Origin of the sequence: Flavobacterium fragile (assembly GCF_023634865.1) — a bacterium.
Classification (GTDB): Bacteria; Bacteroidota; Bacteroidia; order Flavobacteriales; family Flavobacteriaceae; genus Flavobacterium; species Flavobacterium fragile.
The window spans coordinates 114,994-139,925 of record NZ_JAMLJN010000006.1; the positions used below are offsets into that span (position 1 = coordinate 114,994).

At 35.6% G+C, this 24,932-nt stretch carries 10 protein-coding genes; 2 read left to right on the forward strand and 8 right to left on the reverse strand.

What is annotated here, in order from left to right:
• Window positions 1–12 precede the first annotated feature (12 nt).
• The 7 genes from NAT47_RS08685 to recG form a co-directional block, all read right to left on the reverse strand.
• A complete protein-coding gene (locus NAT47_RS08685; protein ID WP_250582005.1) occupies window positions 13–9,909 on the reverse strand; it encodes an HYR domain-containing protein in 9,897 nt (3,298 codons plus the stop codon).
• Between the two features lie 2 nt (window positions 9,910–9,911).
• Entirely contained in the window at window positions 9,912–10,358 is a 447-nt protein-coding gene (locus tag NAT47_RS08690) for a hypothetical protein (RefSeq protein ID WP_250582006.1), read from the reverse strand.
• A 362-nt stretch (window positions 10,359–10,720) separates the two neighbouring features.
• Entirely contained in the window at window positions 10,721–11,584 is an 864-nt protein-coding gene (locus tag NAT47_RS08695; RefSeq protein ID WP_250582007.1) for a bestrophin family protein, read from the reverse strand.
• Window positions 11,585–11,660: 76 nt separating this feature from the next.
• On the reverse strand, window positions 11,661–12,965 hold the full coding sequence (locus NAT47_RS08700) for a TolC family protein (protein ID WP_250582008.1): 1,305 nt from the start codon (window positions 12,963–12,965) through the stop codon (window positions 11,661–11,663).
• Window positions 12,966–13,090: 125 nt separating this feature from the next.
• Complete coding sequence (locus NAT47_RS08705) at window positions 13,091–16,177, reverse strand: efflux RND transporter permease subunit (RefSeq protein WP_250582009.1); 3,087 nt, start codon at window positions 16,175–16,177, stop codon at window positions 13,091–13,093.
• Window positions 16,178–16,215: 38 nt separating this feature from the next.
• Window positions 16,216–17,274 (reverse strand): efflux RND transporter periplasmic adaptor subunit, encoded by a 1,059-nt coding sequence (locus NAT47_RS08710; protein WP_250582010.1) that lies wholly within the window; start codon window positions 17,272–17,274, stop codon window positions 16,216–16,218.
• A 198-nt stretch (window positions 17,275–17,472) separates the two neighbouring features.
• Window positions 17,473–19,575, reverse strand: coding sequence for an ATP-dependent DNA helicase RecG (gene recG / locus NAT47_RS08715; protein ID WP_250582011.1), 2,103 nt, complete (start codon window positions 19,573–19,575; stop codon window positions 17,473–17,475).
• A gap of 144 nt (window positions 19,576–19,719) precedes the next feature.
• Between recG and NAT47_RS08720 the strand changes: the two genes are divergently transcribed.
• A complete protein-coding gene (locus tag NAT47_RS08720) occupies window positions 19,720–21,786 on the forward strand; it encodes a M1 family metallopeptidase (RefSeq protein ID WP_250582012.1) in 2,067 nt (688 codons plus the stop codon).
• Between the two features lie 32 nt (window positions 21,787–21,818).
• Here NAT47_RS08720 and NAT47_RS08725 read toward each other — a convergent pair whose 3' ends face one another.
• Entirely contained in the window at window positions 21,819–22,343 is a 525-nt protein-coding gene (locus NAT47_RS08725) for a DUF7935 family protein (RefSeq protein WP_250582013.1), read from the reverse strand.
• A 161-nt stretch (window positions 22,344–22,504) separates the two neighbouring features.
• On the opposite strand from NAT47_RS08725, the gene NAT47_RS08730 reads away from it, so the two are divergent.
• Window positions 22,505–24,832, forward strand: coding sequence for an ATP-dependent helicase (locus NAT47_RS08730; protein WP_250582095.1), 2,328 nt, complete (start codon window positions 22,505–22,507; stop codon window positions 24,830–24,832).
• Window positions 24,833–24,932: the final 100 nt, after the last annotated feature.

A 24,932-nucleotide genomic window follows, 5' to 3' on the forward strand; every position in this document is an offset into this window, starting at 1 on the left:
AATTGGAAGTGATTAGTTTCTTGAGATGTATAACCAACCATCATGGTCTACAGTTCCATTGCCATCTAAATCGATTTGATAGTAATATGAACCTCCATCAGGAAGTGATTGTTCACGGTTTTTATAATATCCGTTCCATTCGTTACGGTATCCTCTAGCACTAAATACTAAGTCACCCCAACGATTATAAACTTTAACTGTATTATTTGGATGATTTTCGATATTGTAAATGATCCAAGTATCATTAATACCATCTCCGTTTGGAGTAATAGCCTCAGAAGGATTGATTTCTACTATATCACAAACATCACCAATTCCATCGTTGTCTCTATCTTCTTGTAATGGGTTATATCCAAATTGACAGTTGTCTTGTAAGTCTAAAATACCATCATTGTCGTCATCATCATCACAAGCATTTCCAATTCCGTCTTCATCAAAGTCTGCTTGATCCGGGTTAAATTGTAACGGACAATTATCGTTTTCATCTAAAATACCATCATTGTCATCGTCATCGTCACAATTATTTTTGATTCCATCGAAATCCGTGTCGATATCATTAGAAACAACATTTACAATAGCTGTTGCACTAGAAGTGTTTCCACTATAATCTGTAACTGTTAAAATAACTGAATTTGGACCTAAATCATCACAATTGAAGTTAACAATATTTACGGAAATCGATGCAATTGCACAGTTATCAGTAGAGTTATTGTTAATCATATCAGCTGTAATACTTGCCATTCCTTGATCGTCTAAAACAATGGTAATATTTTGAACATTTGCGATTGGAGCTACAGGGTCAACAACAGTTACTATTGCTGTTGCAGATGCTGAATTTCCATATATGTCTGTTGCTGTCAATGTAACAGTGTTTGGTCCTACATTTTGACAAGTGAATGTAGTAGGATTTGCTACTATTGTTGCTAGAGCACAATTATCAAAAGTACCATTGTTAATGTCACTAGCCACTATTGTAGCTACCCCATTACCATTAAGTTGAACAGTTATGTTTCGTGTTATTACTGTTGGAGGTGTTACATCTGTTACCGTTACTACTTGAGTAGCTGTAGCTATGTTACCTGAACCATCTATTACTGTCCAAGTTACAGTTGTAGATCCAATAGGAAAAGCAACAGGTGCATTATTAGTTACAGAGGCTACTGAACAGTTATCCATTGCAACAGGATTTCCTAAAACTAAACCAGTTCTTGTACAATTGGTATTTGTTGTAGTATTGATTGCAATCGGTGCCACAATTGTTGGAGCTTGTGTATCCAGAATTGTTACAATTTGAGTGGCAGTAGCTGTATTTCCTGCAGCATCCGTTACAGTCCAGGTTACTGTTGTATTTCCTAATGGGAAGGCAAACGGAGCATTGTTAGTTACAGATGCAACCGTACAGTTGTCTGCGGTCATAGGATTACCTAAAGCTACGTTAAGTGCATAACAATCATTATTAGTTGAAGTAATAACATTGTTAGGAGCAGTTATTGTAGGTAAAGTAGTATCGATTACAGTTACTAATTGAGTAGCAGTAGCTACGTTACCAGAACCATCCGTTACAGTCCAAGTCACAGTAGTAGTTCCAATAGGGAATGTAGCTGGAGCATCATTAGTTACACTTGCTACTGAACAGTTGTCAGCAGTTACTGGATTTCCTAGATTTACTCCCGTTGCTGTACATGTTGCATTAGCATTTACATTCACTGCAGCAGGTGCTGTGATTGTTGGTAAGGTAGCATCTGTTACCGTTATCACTTGAGTAGCAGTAGCTGTGTTACCAGAACCGTCTACTACAGTCCAAGTTACAGTTGTAGTACCTAATGGGAATGCTGCCGGCGCGTCGTTAGTTACGCTTGCTACCGAACAGTTATCAGAAGCTACTGGGTTACCTAATACCAATCCCGTTCTTGTACAACCTGTATTAGTGGTTGTATTTATAGCAATAGGAGCTACGATAGTAGGTAATTGCGTGTCAATTACAGTTACCACTTGAGTAGCAGTAGCTATATTACCAGAACCGTCTACAATAGTCCACGTTACAGTTGTAGCACCAAATGGGAATGTTGCTGGAGCATCATTAGTTATACTAGCTACCGAACAGTTGTCTGCCGTTACTGGAGTTCCAAGTGTTACATTCACTGCGAAGCATCCATTATTTGTTGAAACAGTTACTGCAGCAGGTGCTGTAATTGTTGGATTTGTTACATCTGTTACCGTTACAATTTGAGTAGCTGTAGCTGTGTTTCCAGATCCATCTACAACTGTCCAAGTTACGGTTGTAGCACCTAATGGGAATGTTGCAGGAGCATTGTTTGTTACGCTTGCTACTGAACAGTTGTCAGCAGTTACAGGAGTTCCAAGAGTTACTCCAGTTGCTGTACAAGCTGTATTTGTCGTTACATTCACTGCAGCAGGAGCTGTAATTGTTGGTAATGTTACATCTGTTACGGTTACTACTTGCGTAGCTGTAGCTGTGTTACCAGAACCATCTACTACTGTCCAAGTTACAGTTGTAGTGCCTAATGGGAAAGCAGAAGGAGCATCATTAGTTACTGAAGCTAACGAACAATTATCCGTTGCAACTGGATTTCCTAAAACTAAACCGGTTCTTGTACAGTTGGTATTAGTTGTAGTGTTTATTGCGATTGGTGCCACAATTGATGGAGCTTGTGTATCTACAATTGTTACAATTTGAGTTGTAGTAGCTGTATTTCCTGCACCATCCGTTACAGTCCAAGTTACTGTTGTATTTCCTAATGGGAACGTACTAGGTGCATTGTTAGTTACAGAAGTAATTGTACAATTATCCGCTGTTATTGGAGTACCTAAAGCAACATTAACAGCATAACAACCATTGTTCGTTGAAGCAGTTACATTAGTAGGAGCTGTAATAGTTGGTAAAGTAGTATCCACAACGGTTACTGTTTGAGTAGCAGAAGCTTTGTTTCCAGAACCATCCGTTACAGTCCATGTTATTGTAGTAATTCCTAATGGGAACGTTGCTGGAGCATTATTTGTTATTGTTGCTACCGAACAATTATCAGCAATTACAGGAGTTCCTAAAGAAACACTAGTTGCTGTACAGTTAGCAGAAGCATTAACAATAATATTTGCAGGTGCAACAATTGTTGGTAAAATAATATCAGTTACCGTTACTTGTTGTGTAGCAGTAGTAATATTTCCAGAACCGTCAGTTGCTGTCCAAGTCACCGTTGTTGTTCCCAATGGGAAGGCTGTGGGAGCATTATTAGTTACAGATAAAATCGAACAATTATCAGTAACAACTGGATTTCCTAAAACTAAACCAGTTCTAGTACAATTGGTATTAGTTGTAGTATTAATTGCTATTGGAGCTATTAAATAAGGTGGTATAATATCTACAATTGTAACAACTTGATTTGCAGAGGCGGTGTTACCAGCCGTATCTGTTACTGTCCAAGTTACAGTAGTATTTCCAAGTGGGAAAAGATACGGTGCGTTATTTGTGATGCTTGCGATAGAGCAATTGTCATTAACAACAGGCGAACCTAATAACACATTTACTCCATAACATCCCATGTTGGTTGGCCAAGTTGTTGAGATTGGAGCAGTTATAGTTGGTAAAATAGTATCCACAACGGTTACAGTTTGAGTAGCAGAAGCTTTGTTACCAGAAGCATCTGTTACTGTCCAAGTTACTGTAGTAGTTCCAATAGGGAACGTTGCTGGAGCATTATTTGTTACTGTTGCTACCGAACAATTATCGGAAGTTACTGGTGTACCTAGATTTAAGCCAGTTACACTACATCCACTAGTTAAATTGTGAACAATATCTGCAGGTGCTGAGATTGTTGGTAATGTTACATCTGTTACGGTTACTACTTGCGTAGCCGTAGCTGTGTTACCAGAACCGTCTACTACTGTCCAAGTTACGGTTGTAGTTCCTAATGGGAAGGCAATAGGAGCATCGTTAGTTACAGAGGTAACCGAACAGTTGTCACTAGTTACAGGATTTCCTAATACTAATCCCGTTCTTGTACAATTGGTATTAGTAGTGGTATTGATTGCCATCGGAGCTACGATAGTAGGAAGTTGCGTATCTATTACAGTTACTACCTGAGTTGCTGTTTCTGTATTACCAGAAGCATCTGTTACTGTCCAAGTTATAGTAGTATTTCCAAGAGGGAAAGTAGTAGGTGCATTATTAGTAACGCTCGTTACCGAACAGTTGTCCGCTGTTACTGGAGTTCCTAAAGCCACATTAAGTGCATAGCAACCGTTATTAGTAGATGTAATTACGTTAGCAGGAGCTGTAATTGTGGGGTTTTCAGTATCGTTGACAGTTACTGTAAAAGAACACGATGAGGTATTTCCTGAAGCATCAGTTACTTTAAAAGTGTTTGTAGTATTTCCTATTGGGAATAATGAACCAGAAGGAAGTCCAGCGATTTGAACAGGTGTAGGTAATGCATTGCCAACTAATACAAATGATACATTATCTACTCCTAGAGCACCAGGGCCGGTATAAGTTTCAGGAATGTAAGCCTCAAACCTTAGATTTAAAGTACTGCCTTCGTGATTAGATAATACACTTAGAGCATTAATATTTTTGGTAGTCCAATCATAGTATGTAAATCCATTTACAAATTCCTCTGTGTATAATGTGGCAAGTAACGTTGTGTTAGTGGCATCGTATAGGGTTACATTGAACCTACGATTTGCACCCCCATATATATCAACACTTGCTGCTTGAATCCACGAAAGGTCGGCACTAATCAGTCCTATTGGAACATTTAAAGGCTGACTCATTATGTAAGTGGTCGGTCCGTCTCCATCAATAGCTGTAGAGGCAAAGTTAGAACCAGATGAACTTTGTAAACAATTACAAGGACAAATGTTAGTTGTTGCCATCCATACTTGGCTACAACCCGAATTACTTCCATTACCTGAATCAATTGTCCATCCAGTCATTCCATTTTCAAAATCTCCATTTATAATGACATCAGAACTTGAAGGGACACTACAGTTATCGTTTACTATTGGGTTACTGTAATTAACAACAGCTCCACAAGAATTTAGATTATTAGAAACTGTAAGGTCAGACGGACAATTTATTGTCGGAGCAATACTGTCAACTACTGTTACAGTAGCTGTTCCTGTATTATTATTTCCTGAAGTATCTGTAACAGTAAGGGTTACCGTATTTGCACCTAAATCATCACAAGTGAACGAATTTGGAGCCACACTCATGCTTGCTATTTGTACATTATCTGTAGATCCATTATTAACTTGGTTTGCTGTAATACTTGCTAAACCATTGCTGTCTAAGTTGATGGTTATATTTTGAGTATTAACAGTAGGGTTTACATTATCAATTATTGTAACTTGTACAACAGTATAATGTGAGTTGCCTGATGAATCTGTTATTACTAAAATTACATTGTTTACCCCAATATTAGCTGGTCCAAATGTATTTGGAGATGCAGTTAGTGTATAATCACAATTGTCATAAGAACCATTGTCGATTAACGCTGGGTCTAAAATTAATTGACCATCTGCATTTAAAGATACAGTTATGTTTTGGCCAATAGCCACAGGGTTAATGTTATCTAGAACAGTAACTGTAACGTTTTGAGTAACTGTATTTCCGTTATTATCTACTACGGTATATACAACTGAATTGTTCCCTAAGTGTGAGCAATCAAAATTTACTTGACTTAAAGTCATTGAAGCAATTCCACAATTATCGAAACTACCATTATCAATATCACTTGTTGAAATACTAGCTGTTCCAGAAGCGTTTAATTGTATGGTAATATTTTGTGTAAATAATACAGTAGGATTAATATTGTCTTCAACCGTTACTATTGCTGTATTTGAGCTTGAGTTCCCTTTAACATCTGTAACAGTTAATGTTACCGTATTATCACCTACATTTGAACAATTGAAACTAATAGTATTTAAAGTAATAGTGTCAATATCACAATTATCAGAAGAACCGTTATCAATCATTCCAGTAGTAATATTTGCATTACCATTAGAATCAAGTTGTATAGTAACGTTTTGAGTTACAACAGTAGGAGCTACTGTGTCGTCAATTGTTACAGTGAAACTTTCAGAAACTGATAATCCTTCTTGATCTTCTACTACAATTGTTATAGTAGTTGTTCCAAATTGACCCGTAACAGGGGTTAAGGAAATCTCTTTTGTAGCGCCACTTCCCGTAATCGTAATTTGATTATTAGGGACTAATGTTGTATTTGAAGAAGTTGCTGTAACTGAAATGTTAGCAAAAGGTGTTGTATCGTCGCTGATTGTAAAAGATTGAGCAGGAGTTGTTTGATTGAAACAACTATTAAAATTATCAATGGTAGTTACAGTAGGTGGTAAGTTTAATATTCGAGTTAAACAACTCTCTAATAGTCTTACAGCTTGTGTATTTACAGCACCACCAGTGGCAGCTGTAAATCCAAAATAAGCATTTTCATTTCCACTAAAGATATTGTTAACAATATCAATTGTTTGGTTGTATCTTAAACTTCCATCGTAGTAAACTTTTAAATTATTGGTACTAGCAGTCCAACTAACTTCAAAATCATGCCATGCATTATCTTCAATATTTCCAAGATCAATAGGGCTAGTATGATTAGTGGTATTTCCGTTAGTCATAATTGCCATGTGGTCATTTGAGTAAGGGTCGCCAGGGCTATTGAAATATGTATCAAATTCAATAGCAAGAGAAGGGTTAATACCTGAATATCCAATACCTCCACCTGCAGAACCTTCGTTACTACTTAGAGGTTGAATTACAAATGCTAAACCATCAGCACCAGCGTCATTGTTACCGAAGTATAATTGTGATTTTACTCTAAAATCTTTAGTTAAATCCAAACGGTCAGTACTCCATAATGCACCAAATTGGTATCCAGAAGCAGTTGTTAAAGTTACATCTCCTCCAGATATTGTAGCATTTCCTCTTAAAATCATGTCATTAGCATTAAAGCCATAACAAGTTAAAGCGTTTAATTCAATAGTAGTAGTATCATTACAAGAACCATTTGTTCCTGTAATGGTATAAGTAGTATTACTAAAACCATCTGCAGGAGTTCCTGAAATTACTCCGGTACTAGGATTAATTGATAATCCTAATGGTAGTGTAGGTGCAATTGTCCAAGCTGTTACTGGTCCACCTGAATTTGAAGGAGTTAGAGGAGATATTGCATTTCCTGAGTATAAAGTGTAAGCACTTTGTGAATATGAAATATTCGGGTTCGGAATTGCTGTAATTGTAAATACGTGAGCAATTTGACAACCATTGGCATCTGTAGCAGTAACTGTGTAAGTACCTGCAGTTAATCCAGAAGCTGCTGCTGCAGTGCCTCCTGAAGGAGACCATGAATAAGTATATCCACCAGCACCACCCGAAATAGAAACAGAGGCAGTAGCATTATTAGCTCCAGGACATGATTCTTGAGTTTGTGAATTTGAAGCCACCACTAATGCAGTTGGTTGTGTTACAACAAAACTTTGAGAAGCAGTACATCCATTGGCATCTGTTACCGTACATGTCCAAGTTCCAGCTGTTAATCCTGATACTGAAGTTGTACCATCTCCAGTAGGGTTTCCAGGTGTCCAATTATAAGTATATCCACCCGAACCTCCTGTTGCTGCATTTACACTAGCTGCACCTGTTGCATTGCCATTACATGCGATGTTTGTTTGTGAGGCTGCAGTTAGTGCTAAAGCACTAGATGGTTGTGTTATTGTAAAAGTTCTAGACGCAGTACAACCATTAGCATCGGTAACCGTACAAGTCCATGTACCAGCTGTCAAACCAGTTACAGACGTTGTGCCATCTCCAGTAGGGTTTCCAGGTGTCCAATTGTAAGTATATCCGCCAGCTCCGCCAGTTGCAGCACTTACACTAGCAGCACCTGTGGCATTTCCAAAACACGCAATATTGGTTTGTGAAGCAGCATTGAGCACAAGTGTTGTTAAATGAGTAATTGTAAAAGTTCTTGTAGCTGTTCCACCCGATGGATCAACTACTGTGATCGTAATTGTAGTTGTTCCTGTTTGACCTGAAGCGAAAGTATAACTTAATGTCCTTGCTGCTGTAGTACCCCCTAAAACTAAATTTGCATTTGGTAATAAAGTCGTATTACTTGAAGTTGCAGTAACAGTCATTAAAGTTAAGTCTGTTGTTTCTGCATCTCCAATAGTAAAGTTTATTGTAGCAGGAGTAGCAGCTTGACAAACTGTTTGATTTGTAATTGAACTAATTGTTGGATTTGTATTTATTGTTAATACAGGTTCGGTTGTTGAAACACCTGATGATCCATCAAAAGTACATCGTCCAACAGGTTGACCTGTAGAGGGGTTTACAAATTCTAAAGTGTAGTTACCTGCGTTAGGTAAATTAACATTGTAAAAACAATAGGTTACTAAATAATCTCCACCACTCGTAGTTGTAACGGATGGAGGGCCAGCTTGAACTGTACTTAGTACTCCATCAATCCAAATTCTGTTGATAGCAGGAATAATTCCCGGTAAAGATGTAGGGGTATATTTGAATTGAATATTTCCTGTTTTTGAAGTCACTGGAACATTGGCATATATTGTGCTAGTAACACTTGGATTAGTTGGTGTGCCACTTACCCCGGGACATAAATTGGCTTGTCCATTTCCATTACTTCTTTGGTTAATAGTAGCGCAAGTGTACAATGTTGTGAAATTTGAAGACGTTACTGCAGAATTAACAACATTGTTGTTAGTGTCAGTATATTGAGTAACAAAATAAACCGTATAATTTGTTAAAGGTGATAAACCTGTTAAAGGAAATGGAGATGTGGCTCCTGCTGATAAAACTTGGTTTCCACTATTAACAACTGTTCCCCCAGTATAAGAAGTGCCTGTCATAATTTGCGTTGCTGTTGGAGCTGTAGATCCTTGAGGAACAACTATAAAATATCCTGTCGCATTAACGCTCGAGTTAGCATTTAAGGTTGCAGAATTTGAAGTAATGTTTTGTACACTACTACTTGCATCGGCAACTGCTGCTACTACATCAGCTAATTCATTCAATGAAGCTGCAGCATAATACCAGTTGAAAGTATCTGACGCACCCACTGCTAAATCGTTCATACGAACGTACATGCTGTATGAACCATCATTAGTTGCTTCGATTACTGCAGTCGCTGGGTTGACATTTGTTGCATTTGTGAAACTACAACAGCCAGCATGAACGTTGTTACCTCTGTTTGAATTTGTAAAGAACATTACCCCCTCGTCGCCTGTTTTAATCATTAAGGCTGCTGCACGTTGTGAAGCTGCAGTTAAAGGAGTGAATACTCCATTTACAATATTCCCTCTCGTTTTGGTTGGGACGTCAGTACCTCCCACATAATCATCTCTAGTACCAATCCAAAAACGAAGGTTAGTTACATTTGAAGATCCAATGTTTTTGATTGTAGTAACCACAGAAACAAAGTTGTCTGTTTGTCCAGTTGTATAAGTGTTAGTTAGTTCAAATGTTGCGGAACCTATTGTAATGGTTCCCTTAACTTTTATAGTTCCATAACCTGTAGAACCAGAGGTAATAATAAACCCACTATCGTCAAATACTTGCCCTGTCATTATAGGGTTTTGTGTCATAGTTCCGTTAAGATTCCATTCTGACGTGCCATCACCACCTTGTCCAAACATATAATCTAGGGGATAATTAGAAAAAGTTAATTGACGCCATCCACCGTAAGTGTTGTTGTAATAAAAGGGTTGTTGTACGTTACCCGTATTATTAATTGATAGTTCTATACCATTACCAAATCGTAAATCACCTGAGTTGATTGTTTTGTTGGTTCCTGTAAATTGTCCGTATGAAAAAAAGGAAATTAACAGTCCGATCCAAATAAGTAAATTTTTTTTCATGTTTAATTATGAGTTAATTTCCAATTTTCTTTTTCTAATACAAAAGTATAAGATAATTTTTGGGTTTCGTTTTCTGATTTCGTCACATAGAATTCATATAATGCTTTAGTTGATGTGACGTCCATTCTCCAAAAAAGTATTAGATTTGATTCAAATAAATTGAATGCATTTTTGTCCATAGCTTCAAAAGAATATCCATTAGTTTTCATTTTGAAGTCCACTAATTCTTGAAAATTGTTTAGAATGGCAACTTGTTTTTTTGAAAAATAATTGTTAGCAATAAGATCATTGAAGATCATTCTTAAATGTGTTTTTGTTACATAATCTATAGAATTATTATTTTGTAATTTATTTAAATGTGTAGAGTCATTTTTCATTTTGGTGTTTGAATCTTGTGATGACAGATTTAGAGAAAAAAATAATAGAAGAATAATTTTAAGTTTAGTCATAATTTACTTTTTTTAATTATTTAATTTGTATAAGTAGTTTAAATGTGATAGTATTATTTTTAATAGAAATTATCAGGTTTGGTATCTGAATAATTATACAAAAATATATTTACCACATCTAAAAGCTGGCAATATAAAACAATGTTTAAAAAAAAATAGTTATAATTTAAAAAATAGTAGTTTTGTCTAGTAAAAAAAACTAGAAAAAATTTCATAACGCGGGGGTTTATTGCAATAAATAATATGTTTTAAAATTTTAATCTTACACTTAAAATTTTAAAACATAAGTAGTCGTACAAATACAAGTAGCGTATTTATAACATTATTTTAATGAAGTGAGAAGAATTTTTCAAGCACTATTTTTACAAGATTTCCTCAATGTGTTTTTTTATGTTTGAAGCAATTTTTTCGGTTGGTAAATCATTTGCGTCAAAACCAAAAGGATCTTCAATTTCCTCAGCAATTAATTCTAAACTTGCTAATACATAAAAAATAAAAACCACAACTGGAATTACATAATAGCCTAGACTAAATACAAATCCAAAAGGTAAGGTCATGATAAAGAAGAAGATGAATTTCTTGATAAAAGAGCTATAAGAATAGGGAATAGGAGTGTTTTTGATGCGTTCACAAGCACCACATACCTCGGTAAAAGATTGTAATTCACTATTGATAATATAAAATTGTTCGCCTGAAATTTTACCTGATTGGTATAAATCATTGGCTTTCTGAAAAATCATTTTAGCCACCTGATTAGGGCGATGTTTGTGTTGGTCTATTTCTAAATCGAGACCATCATATAATACTTTACTAACATCTTCATTAGTTAAATGCTTGGATAAAATGGATGCATAAGCAGGAATCGCTTTTCTAAAGAAAAATCGATCATTTTCTTCTGTTAAATATGCCGAAAGTTTAATGGCTAAATTTCTACTATTATTAACTAGAATACCCCATTGTTTTCGACCTTCCCACCATCTATCATAGGCTGTATTGGTTCGATAAGCTAATAACAACGACAATACAAAACCTACCGTGGTATGCATTAAGTTCAGGTTTTTAACATTGCTGTTTTCCGAAAGTTTCCAATATTCGAGTTCTAAATAGGCTATACTACCAGCATACAAGCCGATTAACAACATCATCGGAATTAGTTGACGAAAGGTGTCTGATTTGTGAAAACGAAATAAATAACCTATCCAGTCTTTCGGATTGTACTGAACCATATCTTACTTTAAAAGTTTAAATGTTTAAAGTTGATGAGTTATAAAAAACACATCAATTCCTCACAAAAATAAGATATTAATTCAATTGTAAGGTTCCTGCTAATTCTTTTAAGTTAATTTCTGAAAGTTTGGTAACATATTGTGCATTTGAATAACGAACAGCGGCTTCTACAAAATTTTGTTGGGCCGTTCTAAATTCAACGGTTGTAATGGTTCCAATTTTGAATTTAGCCAATGTGATATCTAAGTTTTGTTTGGCGATTTCTAAGTTTTTTTCTTCCACTTTTACCAACTCTAAATTGGTTTGATAACTCGCATATAAAGACGATAATTGTGAGCTTAGAGATAGTTTTTGTTGTTCTAAAAGTAAACTAGCATTTTCCACTTGATATTTCGCTACTTTTTCATTTCTGTTTTGAAGAAAGCCATTAAAAATAGGCACAGAAGCCGTTACACCATAAACAAAACCTTGTCCAGAAGATTGCGTGATGAATCCCAAAGAAGCTTCCGAACGCGTAAAATTATATCCCGAAGTTATTCGAACCGTTGGATAGCGATTTCCTTTCACTTGTTTCAAATTCAAATCGGCAACTTTTTTGGATAAAATTTGCGCTTGTAATTGCGGATTTTGTTTTTCGGCTGTTGCTTGTAATGTATTAAAGTCTAAACTTTGTTCAAAACTAATATCTTTCGCAACTGCAAAATCAGTTTGAGTATCACGAACTAACAGTTCATTCAATCTGATTTTACTTATTTTGATAATTTCTTTTTGTCTAAGTTGTAAGCTCAAATCACTATTTAAATCTACCTGGGCATTTAAGACTTCTAACTTAGAGGCTTTGCCAATAGTGAATCGATTTTTTGCTGTAGCTAAACGTTGGTTCGAAATTACAATTGCCGTATCAATCGATGCCAATACCTGTTGTTGCTGAACCAAATCGAAATACGTAGTATAAACGTCACTAATTTTGGTTAAGATGGCAGCTTGTAATGCTGCTTTACCTTGTTGCTCTAAAACATTTAATTGTTCCTTTCTAGCAAACATACTCAATCCATCAAAAATAGTCCAATCCAGACCTACACCATAGGTTAAGTTCATATTTTTAGCATTATCCAATTCTCTTCTTGAACCATCCGCCTGTGTTTGCTTGGTATCTAATTGGCTGTTATTATTTGTGAAATTGGCGTTTATTGTAGGAAGCATTCGAGCATTGGTAAAACTATTATTAGTCTCGTTAATTTTCGAATTATTTTTTGCAATTTTAATATCGTAATTGTTCTCTAAAGCAATTTTAACAGCATCTTCTAACGTCAACAATTCTTGTGCTTGGGAAGAAAATCCAATAAAAATCAAAAAAAAGGTCGTATATAAATTTCGCATAGTTTTATTATGTTTTCACCGCAGATTCGCAGATTTTTTTGTTTGTAAGTTTTTTAAATAATTGTTGAAAAGATCAATTCAAATTATTTTTACTAAAAATTTAATTTGCGAATCTGCGGTTTATTTTATTTCTCTAAGGCATCTAAATTATCAAATTCTGGTCGGTGTTTTTTGGCTCTTGACCACATTAAATAAATGGCTGGAATTACAAATAAAGTTAAGATTAATGAAAACATCGTTCCGCCTACAATTACAACTCCCATTCCCATTCTACTGGCCGAAGCTGCTCCAAGCGATAAAGCAATAGGTAGCGCTCCTAAAGCGATAGCCAAACTCGTCATTAAAATAGGTCGTAAACGCGCTTCTGAAGCTTCTAAAATAGCATCATATTTCGATTTTCCTTGTTCTCGAAGTTGGTTGGCAAATTCGACAATCAGAATTCCGTTTTTGGTAACGAGTCCAATTAGCATGACGGTTCCAATTTGACTAAAGATATTCCATGTTTGTCCAAATAACCAAAGCGAGAATAACGCACCGGCTACCGCCATTGGTACCGTTAAAATGATGATAAATGGGTCAATGAAACTTTCAAACTGTGCGGCTAAGATCAAATAGATTAATAACAAAGCTAATCCGAAAGCAAAAGAAGTATTGGAACTACTTTCCACGAAGTCACGTGATTCACCACCTAAATCGGTTGTAAAAGAATCATCTAACACTTTTTCTTTGATTTCATCCATCGCATTGATACCGTCAATCATACTTTTTCCAGGTGCTAAACCAGCAGAAACTGTGGCCGACATGTAGCGATTGTTATGGAATAATTGTGGTGGGTTACTTTGTTCTTCTACCTCAACTACGTTGTCTAATTGGATTAATTCTCCGGCTTTATTTTTTACAAACATCGAAGTTAAATCCAAAGGAGCATCTCGGTCTTTCTCATCAAATTGTCCAATAACTTGATATTGTTTTCCATTTTGCATGAAATAACCAAACCGTTGTCCACTCAAAGATAATTGCAATGTTTGCGCCACATCTAAAACTGAAATTCCTAAACTTTCCGCTTTTTCACGATTAATCGTTACGTTAATTTCAGGTTTATTGAATTTCAAATTCACATCTACATTTGAGAAAGTTTCGTTTTTACTTGCTTCTTCCATGAATTGTGGAATTTTTTCTTGCAATTTTTCAAAATTTGGCGCTTGAATAATGTATTGAATAGGCAAACCTCCACGACGGTTCACAGATATCGTAGGTTGTTCTGAAACATTAACTTTTGCTTGCGGATATTTTTTAGTCATTTTATTCAAATGATCTACAATGTCTTTTTGAGAACGCTCTCTTTCACTTGGATCCACTAAAGCCAAACGAACTCTTCCCGCATTTACAGAGGAAGATAAGAATCCCGGAGAAGTAATCACTAAAGCTACTTTTTTCTCTGGAATCGAATCATTAATTAAATCAGATAATTCTTCCATGAATCGGTCTGTGTATTCATAGGTAGCACCTTCTGGAGTGGTTACACTAATTACTCCTAAACTTCTGTCATCGTAAGGTGCAGTTTCTTTAGGAAGGATAGCAAAAAACAATACAATCAATCCCAAACAAATGATGATAATAGGAAAACTTAACCATTTTCTTTTAATGAATTTGGTTAATGCATTGGCATATCCCGTATTTAAACTCACAAAGAAAGGTTCTGTAGCTTCATAGAATTTTGTTTTCTTTTGTTCGCCACCTTTCATTAAGTAAGCATTTAACATTGGGGTTAATGTTAACGATACAAAAGCGGAAATCAGTACGGCGGCACCGATGACCACTCCAAATTCACGGAACAATCGTCCTACGAAACCTTCCAAGAAAATAATAGGTAAAAACACCGCTGCTAAGGTTACCGAAATCGAAATTACAGCAAAGAAAATCTCATTTGAACCTTTAATCGCTGCTTCGATAGGTGACATGCCTTCTTCAACTTTTTTGAAGATGTTTTCGGTTACTACAATACCGTCATCTACTACTAATCCTGTAGCTAATACGATGGCTAATAAAGTCAATACATTGATGGAAAAACCACACAAATACATGATAAAGAAGGTAGCTATCAACGAAACTGGAATATCAATTAATGGTCGGAATGCGATTGACCAATCTCTAAAAAATAAGAAAATAATAAGGATTACCAGAATTACTGAAATAGCTAAGGTTTCCGCAACTTCTACAACCGATTTTTTGATAAAAACGGTATTGTCCAAGGCAATATCTAATTTGATGTCGCTAGGTAAGTCTTTCTTAAGTTTTTCTACTTCCGAATAAAATTGTTCGGCAATTTCTAAATAGTTTGTTCCGGGTTGAGGAATAACCGCCACTGCCACCATTGGATTTCCTGATTCGGTAAACTTGGTTTCTAAATTTTCTGCTGCTAAAACGGCATAGCCAATATCGCTTAAACGAACTGTTTTATTAGCATCAGCTACAATGATGATATCGTTGAATTCTTTTTCGGTGGATAAATTACCAAGCGTTTTCACCATTAATTCGGTGTTTTTACCCGTTAATTTTCCCGAAGGTAATTCTACATTTTGTTTGTCAAGCGCATTTCGAACGTCAGCAACGGTAATTCCGTAAGCGTTTAATTTCAATGGATCCATCCAAATACGCATCGAATAACGCTTTTGTCCCCAAATTTGTACGCTACTCACACCAGGAATCGTTTGAATTCTCTCGGAAATTACATTTTCAGCATAATCACTCAATTCTAAAGCATTTCTAGATTGACTTTGAACGGTCATCGAAATTATCGCATCTGAATCCGCATCGGCTTTAGCGACAACTGGTGGCGCATCAATATCCTGCGGTAAACTTCTAACGGCTTGGGCAACTTTGTCACGTACATCATTAGCGGCTTCTTCCAGATTTTTTTCTAACTTGAACTCAACAGTAATGTTACTAGATCCTTGATTACTTGAAGATGTAATATTTCGAATACCATCAATCGAGTTAATGGCTTTTTCAAGTGGCTCGGTGATTTGCGATTCGATAATATCAGCATTGGCACCGGTATAATTCGTTCGAACGTTAATCACCGCCGGATCAATAGATGGAAATTCGCGAACGCCCAAATAACTAAATCCTAAAATACCAAAAAGTACAATTAACAAATTGATAACAATGGTAAATACAGGCCTTTTTATACTTAAAGTGGATAAACTCATTTTAAATGTAGAAGTTTGAAATTAGAATTTAGAAAAGTTTATTTTACTTTTACTTTGATGTCAGCTTCATCTTTTAAAGCCATAACACCAGAAGTTAAAATTGTATCTCCAGATTTTACGCCTTGTGTAATGATAACATTTTTATCGGTTCTAGCGATAGTTTCAATTTTTACTTCTTTTGCTTTTCCATTATTGGCAAGGTAAACTACTTTTCCATCTTGAATAGGAACTACAGCCTCTGACGGAATTTCAATTGCTCCTTTGATATTTTTCAATGGAAGCTCAACAGTTGCAAACGTTCCCGCTAATAATTTTCCGTTCGGATTTTCAGCGATGGCTCTGATTTTTAAAGTACGAGTAGTGGTTTCAATTTCAGGCTCGATGGCATAAATTTTAGCTGAGAATTTTTCCGGATTATTTGGAATTGTGAATTGGATAGAGGTATTATTCTCCACTTCTGAAGCATATTTTTCAGGAATGGAAAAACTAATTTTTACTTGATTCGCACTTACTAATTTCGTGATTAGGGTGGTTGGGGTAACATACGTCCCTGGAGAAATGTTACGTAAACCAATTTTACCTGAAAATGGTGCTCTAATAGTTGTTTTAGCAATTTGAGCTTGAATCAACTGCGTCTGTGCTTTGAGACTTCTGTATTCAGCACTAGCAATATCGTATTCTTCTTGACTGATAGCTTCTTTTTGAAGTAATAATTTGGCTCTTCTTTCATTTTCAGCAGCTAAACTCTGGCGGGTTTGGGCTTGTGAAAGTTGGGCACGAAGTTCGATATCGTTCACTTTCACTAAAACCTGACCTTTGCTTACGTTCGTTCCTTCTGTGAAATAAATTTTCTCAACAATTCCAGAAACTTCGCTTCTAATTTCTACATTTTCATTGGCTTCTATTGATCCAGAGAGCGAAATGTTGTTAGCAAAACTAGTTTCTGAAACTACTATGGCATCCACCATCATTGGAGGTTTTTTGTCACTTTTTCCACCACCTTTTTGTGATTCTTCACTGTTTTTTGTGATGCGATATCCAATAAGTCCTACAAGAGTTAAGGTAATTAGCGTAATGCTTATCGTTTTTATTTTCATAGTAAGGGAACTAAACTTTAGAATTTACACAAAAGTAAGTTTTACAGGATGAGTATGCCAAAAACTTACCATTTATTTAACATAGTTGTAGCTACAAATATTACAAAAAATTGAAATTTTTCTAAAAAAGTTATAAAACAAGTTTCTAAAATTGTTTTTTGTGATATTTTTTTAAAGTTTCATTGCTTAAAATGAAATTTAGCTGATGTAGTTCCAAATGGTTTTTTTCTTGCTTAATTCGATAAAAGCTTCTCGTAGTTTGGCATGCTCTGGTTTTTCCATTGGAGCATCGTCTTTTAGTAATTTGATAGCATGATAACGCGCCAACTGTAAAATTTCTTTGTCTTTGACCAAATCCGCAATTTGAAGATTTAAAACACCACTTTGTTGTTTGCCCATTATATCACCAGGACCACGTAATTTCAAATCGACTTCCGAAATTTCGAAACCATCATTGGTACGAACCATTGTCTCCATTCGGATTTTACTCTCGTTGCTGAGTTTATGACTCGTCATTAAGATGCAATAACTTTGTTCAGCGCCACGACCCACACGACCGCGTAGTTGATGCAATTGCGATAAACCAAAACGTTCCGCACTTTCAATGACCATTACGGAAGCATTAGGTACATTCACACCAACTTCAATCACAGTAGTGGCAACCATAATATTGGTTTTTCCATCTGCAAAGCGACGCATTTCTTCATCTTTGTCGGCGGGTTTCATCTTTCCATGAACGATGGAAATGGAATATTGTGGTAAAGGAAAATCTCTTGAAATACTTTCATAACCGTCCATTAAATCCTTATAATCCATCTTTTCTGATTCTTGAATTAACGGATATACAATATAAACTTGACGGCCTTTAGCAATTTCATCTTTCAAGAATTTCCAAACTTTCAATCGGTTTGAATCGTAACGATGTACGGTTTGTATAGGTTTTCTGCCAGGTGGCAATTCATCAATCACCGAAATGTCCAAATCACCATATAAACTCATAGCTAACGTTCGCGGAATAGGAGTAGCGGTCATGACTAAAACATGAGGAGGAATAGCATTTTTCTTCCAAAGTTTACTTCTTTGCTCTACTCCAAATCTGTGTTGTTCATCTATAATTGCTAAACCTAAATTATGAAATTGTACTTTATCTTCTAGTAAGGCATGTGTTCCAATTAAAATATCCAACTTACCATTTTCAAGTTCTTCGTGGATGATTTTTCGATCAGCTGTTTTCGTAGAACCGGTTAATAGTTTTATGTTGATATTTAGTTCTTTTGCCAATTCAGTAATTCCGTTAAAATGTTGATTGGCTAATATTTCGGTTGGTGCCATTAAGCAACTTTGAAAGCCATTATCTTTAGCCATAAGCATGCACATTAAAGCTACAATCGTCTTTCCAGAACCTACATCGCCCTGAAGTAAACGGTTCATCTGAGCATTACTACCTAAATCGTTACGGATTTCTTTTAAAACGCGTTTTTGGGCATTGGTTAAATCAAAGGGCAAATGATTTTTATAAAAATTATTGAAGTTTTCTCCCACTTTTTCAAACGGCATTCCTTTGATTTTGTGTTTGCGAATGAGATTCTTCGTAATCAATTGCAATTGAATGAAAAATAATTCTTCAAATTTCAAGCGAAATTGCGCTTTTGCTAATAAATCTTGACTTTTTGGAAAATGGATATTGAATAAAGCCGCATTTTTTGGAATTAACTTTAATTCGTCTAAAAGATAATTGGGTAAGTTTTCCGAAAACAAAGCTTGGGTTTCCACAAACAATTGTTGCATCATCTTATTGATGACTTTGTTCGAAATGCCTTTATTGGCTAATTTTTCCGTACTTGGATAAACCGGTTGCATGGCCGAACGAAGGCTGGCTTTGTGCTCTTCCAATAATTCCATTTCGGGATGCGCCATATTGTAAGTGGCTCCAAATTGAGAAACTTTTCCAAAAATTACATACGGAACATTGATTTTTAGGCTTTCGCGAATCCATTTTTGACCTTGAAACCAAACCAATTCCATTTGTCCCGTTTCATCTATAAATGTCGCAACCAATCTCGATTTTCCTTTGCCTTGTTCAACCGTTTTGATATTGATAATTTTTCCAACGATTTGAACTTCGGAATTGCTGTTTTGTAGTTCGTTAATTTTATAATAACGCGTTCTATCGATATAGCGATTGGGAAATAAATTCAGTAAATCCGCATATTTATGAATGCCCAACTCCTTGCGCAATAAATCGCCACGCTGCGGACCAACGCCTTTGAGATATTCTATGGGAGTTTCTAGTAGATTCATTTATTATTATTTATCGAAGTGACAAGTCGCGACTTGTCTGGACTTATGTGTGGATTCAAAAGCGAAGATAGTTTATAATTTGTTAATTTAAAAAAGACAGAAATTGAAAATGTTTATATTCGTGTTTTATTAAAATCCATCAAGATGTTTCGAATTCTTTTTTCTTTATTATTGGTAAGTTTTTCCTTTGCCCAACAAACAGATAAAGTTGATTTTATCAAATGTGATGCATACATATCACCAAATGAATCTCAAAAAACAATTTCAGGAAAAGTTATTTATGAATTTAAAGTAAAAAGAGCTATTGATACTATTAAAATTGATGCTATCAATATGGAATTTTCTGAAGTCGCAATCAATGGAAAATCTGTAAATTTCAAAAATTCAGGAAAAACATTAGATTTATTTGAAGGTTTTAAAAATGGGAAAAACAAACTGACTTTCAGTTATTCCGCAAAACCAAAACAAACGCTTTATTTTACAGGAGAAGGAGAAAATCTTCAAATTTGGACACAAGGACAAGGGCGTTATACGAGTCACTGGTTGCCAAGTTTTGATGATGTAAATGAGAAAGTGATATTTAATCTAAATATTTCATTTCATCCTAATTTAACTGCTATTTCTAATGGAATTCACGAGTCAAATGGAATCTATCCACCACTTTCTAATTCAAATGTGATTTGGAATTTCAAAATGCAAAAACCTATGTCTTCTTACTTAGTAATGCTAGCCATCGGGAATTTTGAAAAACAAAATATAACAACAAAATCTGGAACGCCATTAGAATTTTACTTGGATAAAAACGATGTTTCGAAATTTGAACCTACCTATCGCTATTCTAAAGAAATGTTTGATTACTTGGAGCAAGAAATAGGAGTGAAGTACCCTTGGGGCATTTACCGCCAAGTTCCCGTTCGTGATTTTTTGTATGCGGGAATGGAGAATACGACTTCTACGATTTTTTCTCAAGATTTTGTGCTAGATGAAATAGGGTTTAACGATAGAAATTATGTGAATGTTAACGCCCATGAATTAGCGCATCAATGGTTTGGCGATTTGATTACGGCACAATCAGGAAAACACCATTGGTTGCAGGAAGGTTTTGCTACGTATTATGCGTTATTAGCAGAGCGTCATTTGTTTGGCGATGATTATTTTTACGAAGAATTAAACGATTATGCCGAACAATTAAAACGTGCTTCTAAAACCGATCTGATTCCCGTGATGGATGAAAAAGCGAGTTCGTTATCGTTTTACAAGAAAGGAGCTTGGGCATTGCATGTAATGCGTGAAGATATTGGAGCAAAGAATTTCCAAAAAGCGGTTAAAAAGTATTTAAAGAAACACCAATACAAAAATGTAAACACCGATGATTTCTTAAAAATCGTGAAAGAGATTTCCGGTTATGATGTGGAAAATTTCAAGAAAGTTTGGTTAGAAAAAGCTGGATTTGATATGGAAATCGCTCAAAACTATTTGTCTAAAAACAAATTCATTCAAGAGTATTTTGCTTTGAAGAAAAGTAAAAAATCATTGGTAGAATTGACAGAAATTCTAAAATCGAACGCCTATTATCCTATTAAGCAATACATCGTCTATCAAACCCGAAATCTTCCTTTTGAAGAGCGAAAAGTCATTTTAGAAACGGCATTAGCTACTAATGATATTATGGTTAGAAGAGCCGTGGCCGAATCAACTCCAGTTATTCCTAAGGCTTTTCAATCGCAATACGAAACTTTATTAGAAGATAATTCCTATTTCACTAAAGAAATAGCTTTGATGCATTTGTGTGAAAGTTTTCCAGAGAATCGTTTGCGTTATTTGGAACAAACTAAAAATATCGAAGGCAATAACGATAAAAGTTTCCGTTTAACTTGGTTGGCTTTAGCGATTAATACGGACTCTTTGTCTGAAGAAATTAAAGCAAATTCCTACCAACAATTACTTGATTTTGCCTCTGAAAAGTATGAAAGTTCGGTGCGTCAGAATGCTTTAGAATTGTTATTACAATTAAATCCGAATGATGAAAAAGTAATTGAATTATTGTTTAAAACAACGGTGCATCACAAATGGCAGTTTACTAAGTTTGGAAGAGATAACGTTAGAAGCTTGCTAAAAAATCAGGAGTATCGCACTCAAGTGGAACAAATGGCTACCACCTCAGATGCCAATATGAAAGAATTGTACCTGAAATATCTAAATGAGAAATAGAAAAAATCCCGAGCTTCAACTCGGGATTTGTATTAAAATACTCTTTTTAATTCTTCTTTTATAAAGCTGATGGCCACGCTGCTTGGGGCTTCGGTTTCGGTTAGCTCTAGCATGATGGCTTCTCTTAATTTATCTGCATCGGCTATGTCTTCTCTAATGGCGTTTTTTCGAATCATTTGAACCGTACTATTTTTGGCTTTTAATACGATATCCCAAGTTTCTGAGGTTAAGTAAATTTGTTGCGTTAAGTTGTGTTCAAATTCGGTTTGAATGTGATGCGACAATAAGGTAGCGTAATCGTCTTTACTTTTGCTAATAGGTGCCACTCGCATTAACAATTGGGTAGGATTAATTCGCTCTAAAAATAGCACGATACGCTCATACGCTTGCAAACGAATAGGTAAAGCTTGTTTTTGATTTTCTCTTAGCAATTCATACTTGCGTTTGCTCTCTTCACTGTTGTAGAATTTTTGCATCATTACAAATGCAACACCTCCCGTTATAAAAGCCGGTAATGTATACGCTGCGATTTCTAATAATTTATCTTCTATTGCCATTTTTAATTGATTTAATTAGATTACAAATTAAGATTAAAAAAATCAAAAACCCAAAACCTTTTACCTAAAACCTTTTACCTATTTCATTTAAAAACTTGTATAAACACCAATCAAAGTGTATTTTTGTAGATTAGATAAAAGGTAAGGACACTATGAATGAAATGCAGCGTTATATTAGCCAATTAAATGAAGCCCAACAACTTCCGGTTTTACAGAAAGATGGCCCCATGATTGTAATTGCAGGTGCCGGTTCTGGAAAAACCCGAGTGCTAACCGTTCGTATTGCCAACTTGATGAGTCAAGGAGTAGATGCGTTTAATATTTTGGCCTTAACATTTACTAACAAGGCAGCGCGCGAAATGAAAAAGCGTATCGCGGATATCGTGGGAAACAATGAAGCTAAAAACCTATGGATGGGAACCTTTCACTCGGTTTTTGCTAAAATTCTTCGTATTGAAGCGGATAAATTAGGTTATCCATCCAATTTCACAATTTATGATACGCAGGATTCTGTTCGATTGATTGGGGCTATTATCAAAGAAATGCAGTTGGACAAAGATATTTATAAACCCAAGCAAATTTTAGGGCGTATATCATCTTACAAAAACTCCTTAATCACCGTAAAAGCCTATTTCAATAATCCCGAGTTACAAGAAGCCGATGCCATGAGCAAAAAACCGCGTATGGGTGAAATTTATCAGCAATATGTAGAGCGTTGTTTTAAATCGGGTGCAATGGATTTTGATGATTTGCTATTGAAAACCAACGAATTATTGAATCGTTTTCCAGATGTTTTAGCGAAATATCAAGATCGATTTAGATATATTTTGGTAGATGAGTATCAAGATACGAACCATTCGCAGTATTTGATTGTTCGTGCCTTATCTGATCGATTTCAAAATATATGTGTGGTAGGTGATGATGCGCAGAGTATTTATGCTTTCCGTGGTGCGAATATCAACAACATTTTGAACTTCCAAAAAGACTACGACAATGTACAAATGTATCGTTTGGAGCAAAATTATCGTTCATCAAAAAATATTGTAGAAGCGGCGAATAACGTAATCGATAAGAATAAAACCAAATTAGACAAAGTCGTTTGGACTGCCAATGACCACGGACCAAAGATTAAAGTTCACCGCAGTTTAACCGATGGAGAAGAAGGACGTTTTGTGGCGTCTACTATTTTCGAACAAAAGATGCAACATCAAATGCATAATGGGCAGTTTGCTATTTTGTATCGAACAAATGCGCAATCTCGTGCTATGGAAGATGCGTTGCGCAAACGCGATATTCCATACCGAATTTACGGAGGTTTATCCTTTTACCAACGCAAGGAAATTAAGGATGTTTTGGCGTATTTGCGTTTGGTAATTAATCCTAAAGATGAAGAAGCCTTGGTACGTGTTATCAATTATCCGGCGCGAGGTATTGGAGATTCTACTGTAGAAAAGTTAACCGTTGCGGCGAATCATTACAAGCGTTCTATTTTTGAAGTGATGGAACACATCGATAAGATTGATTTAAAACTGAATTCGGGAACCAAAGCAAAATTGAATGATTTTGTAACCATGATTAAGAGTTTTCAGGTTATCAATGAAAATCAGGATGCATTTTATCTGACGGATCATGTGACCAAAAAAACCGGATTGGTTCAAGAATTAAAAAAAGACGGAACCCCTGAAGGCATTGCTCGCATTGAAAACATAGAAGAATTATTAAACGGTATTAAAGACTTCACCGAAGGACAAAAAGAGGTGGACGGAGCAAGAGGTTCGTTAGCCGAATTTCTTGAAGATGTTGCTCTAGCTACCGATTTAGACAAAGATACAGGCGATGACGATAGAGTAGCGCTGATGACCATTCACTTGGCAAAGGGATTAGAGTTTCCACATGTGTTTATTGTAGGATTAGAAGAAGATTTATTTCCAAGTGCGATGAGTTTGAACACTCGAAGCGAATTAGAAGAAGAACGCCGTTTGTTTTATGTGGCTTTAACTCGTGCCGAACATCAAGCATATTTGACGTATGCGCAATCGCGTTATCGTTGGGGGAAATTAGTTGACAGCGAACCTTCCCGTTTTATTGAAGAAATTGATGACCAATATTTAGAATATTTGAATCCGGTAGATACGGGTTATCGTTATAAGCCCTTAATGGATGTGGATGTTTTTGGAGATATTGACAAATCCAAATTGCGATTATCTAAACCCACTGCGGGTACGCCGCCCAAATATTTAACGCAAGACCAACCTAGTCCAACTGCTAACATCAGACGTTTGAAGCCTGTTTCCACTACATCAGGAGGAGCTAATGCGGTTGATACGAATTTGGCTGTAGGGAATATTGTGATGCACGAACGATTTGGTAAAGGTCAAATTGTAAACATAGAAGGAGTAGGAGCTGATAAAAAAGCCGAAATTCGATTTGATGTGGGAGGATTGAAGAAATTATTGTTGCGATTTGCCAAATTACAAGTCATAGGTTAGTTTGATAGAATAAAAAATGAAAAAAGTTTGATTTTTAATTTACTTGATGCTCAATTAATTAAAAAAGGCGTAATAAAAAAAACGAATTTTTTTATAATTT

Bases quoted from the DNA above. Each gene is read 5' to 3' on its own strand.
- recG (WP_250582011.1), bottom strand. From the start codon at position 19,575: ATGAATCTACTAGAAACTCCCATAGAATATCTCAAAGGCGTTGGTCCG.
- NAT47_RS08730 (WP_250582095.1), top strand. From the start codon at position 22,505: ATGCAGCGTTATATTAGCCAATTAAATGAAGCCCAACAACTTCCGGTT.
- NAT47_RS08720 (WP_250582012.1), top strand. From the start codon at position 19,720: ATGTTTCGAATTCTTTTTTCTTTATTATTGGTAAGTTTTTCCTTTGCC.
- NAT47_RS08725 (WP_250582013.1), bottom strand. From the start codon at position 22,343: ATGGCAATAGAAGATAAATTATTAGAAATCGCAGCGTATACATTACCG.
- NAT47_RS08695 (WP_250582007.1), bottom strand. From the start codon at position 11,584: ATGGTTCAGTACAATCCGAAAGACTGGATAGGTTATTTATTTCGTTTT.
- NAT47_RS08710 (WP_250582010.1), bottom strand. From the start codon at position 17,274: ATGAAAATAAAAACGATAAGCATTACGCTAATTACCTTAACTCTTGTA.
- NAT47_RS08685 (WP_250582005.1), bottom strand. From the start codon at position 9,909: ATGAAAAAAAATTTACTTATTTGGATCGGACTGTTAATTTCCTTTTTT.
- NAT47_RS08700 (WP_250582008.1), bottom strand. From the start codon at position 12,965: ATGCGAAATTTATATACGACCTTTTTTTTGATTTTTATTGGATTTTCT.
- NAT47_RS08705 (WP_250582009.1), bottom strand. From the start codon at position 16,177: ATGAGTTTATCCACTTTAAGTATAAAAAGGCCTGTATTTACCATTGTT.
- NAT47_RS08690 (WP_250582006.1), bottom strand. From the start codon at position 10,358: ATGACTAAACTTAAAATTATTCTTCTATTATTTTTTTCTCTAAATCTG.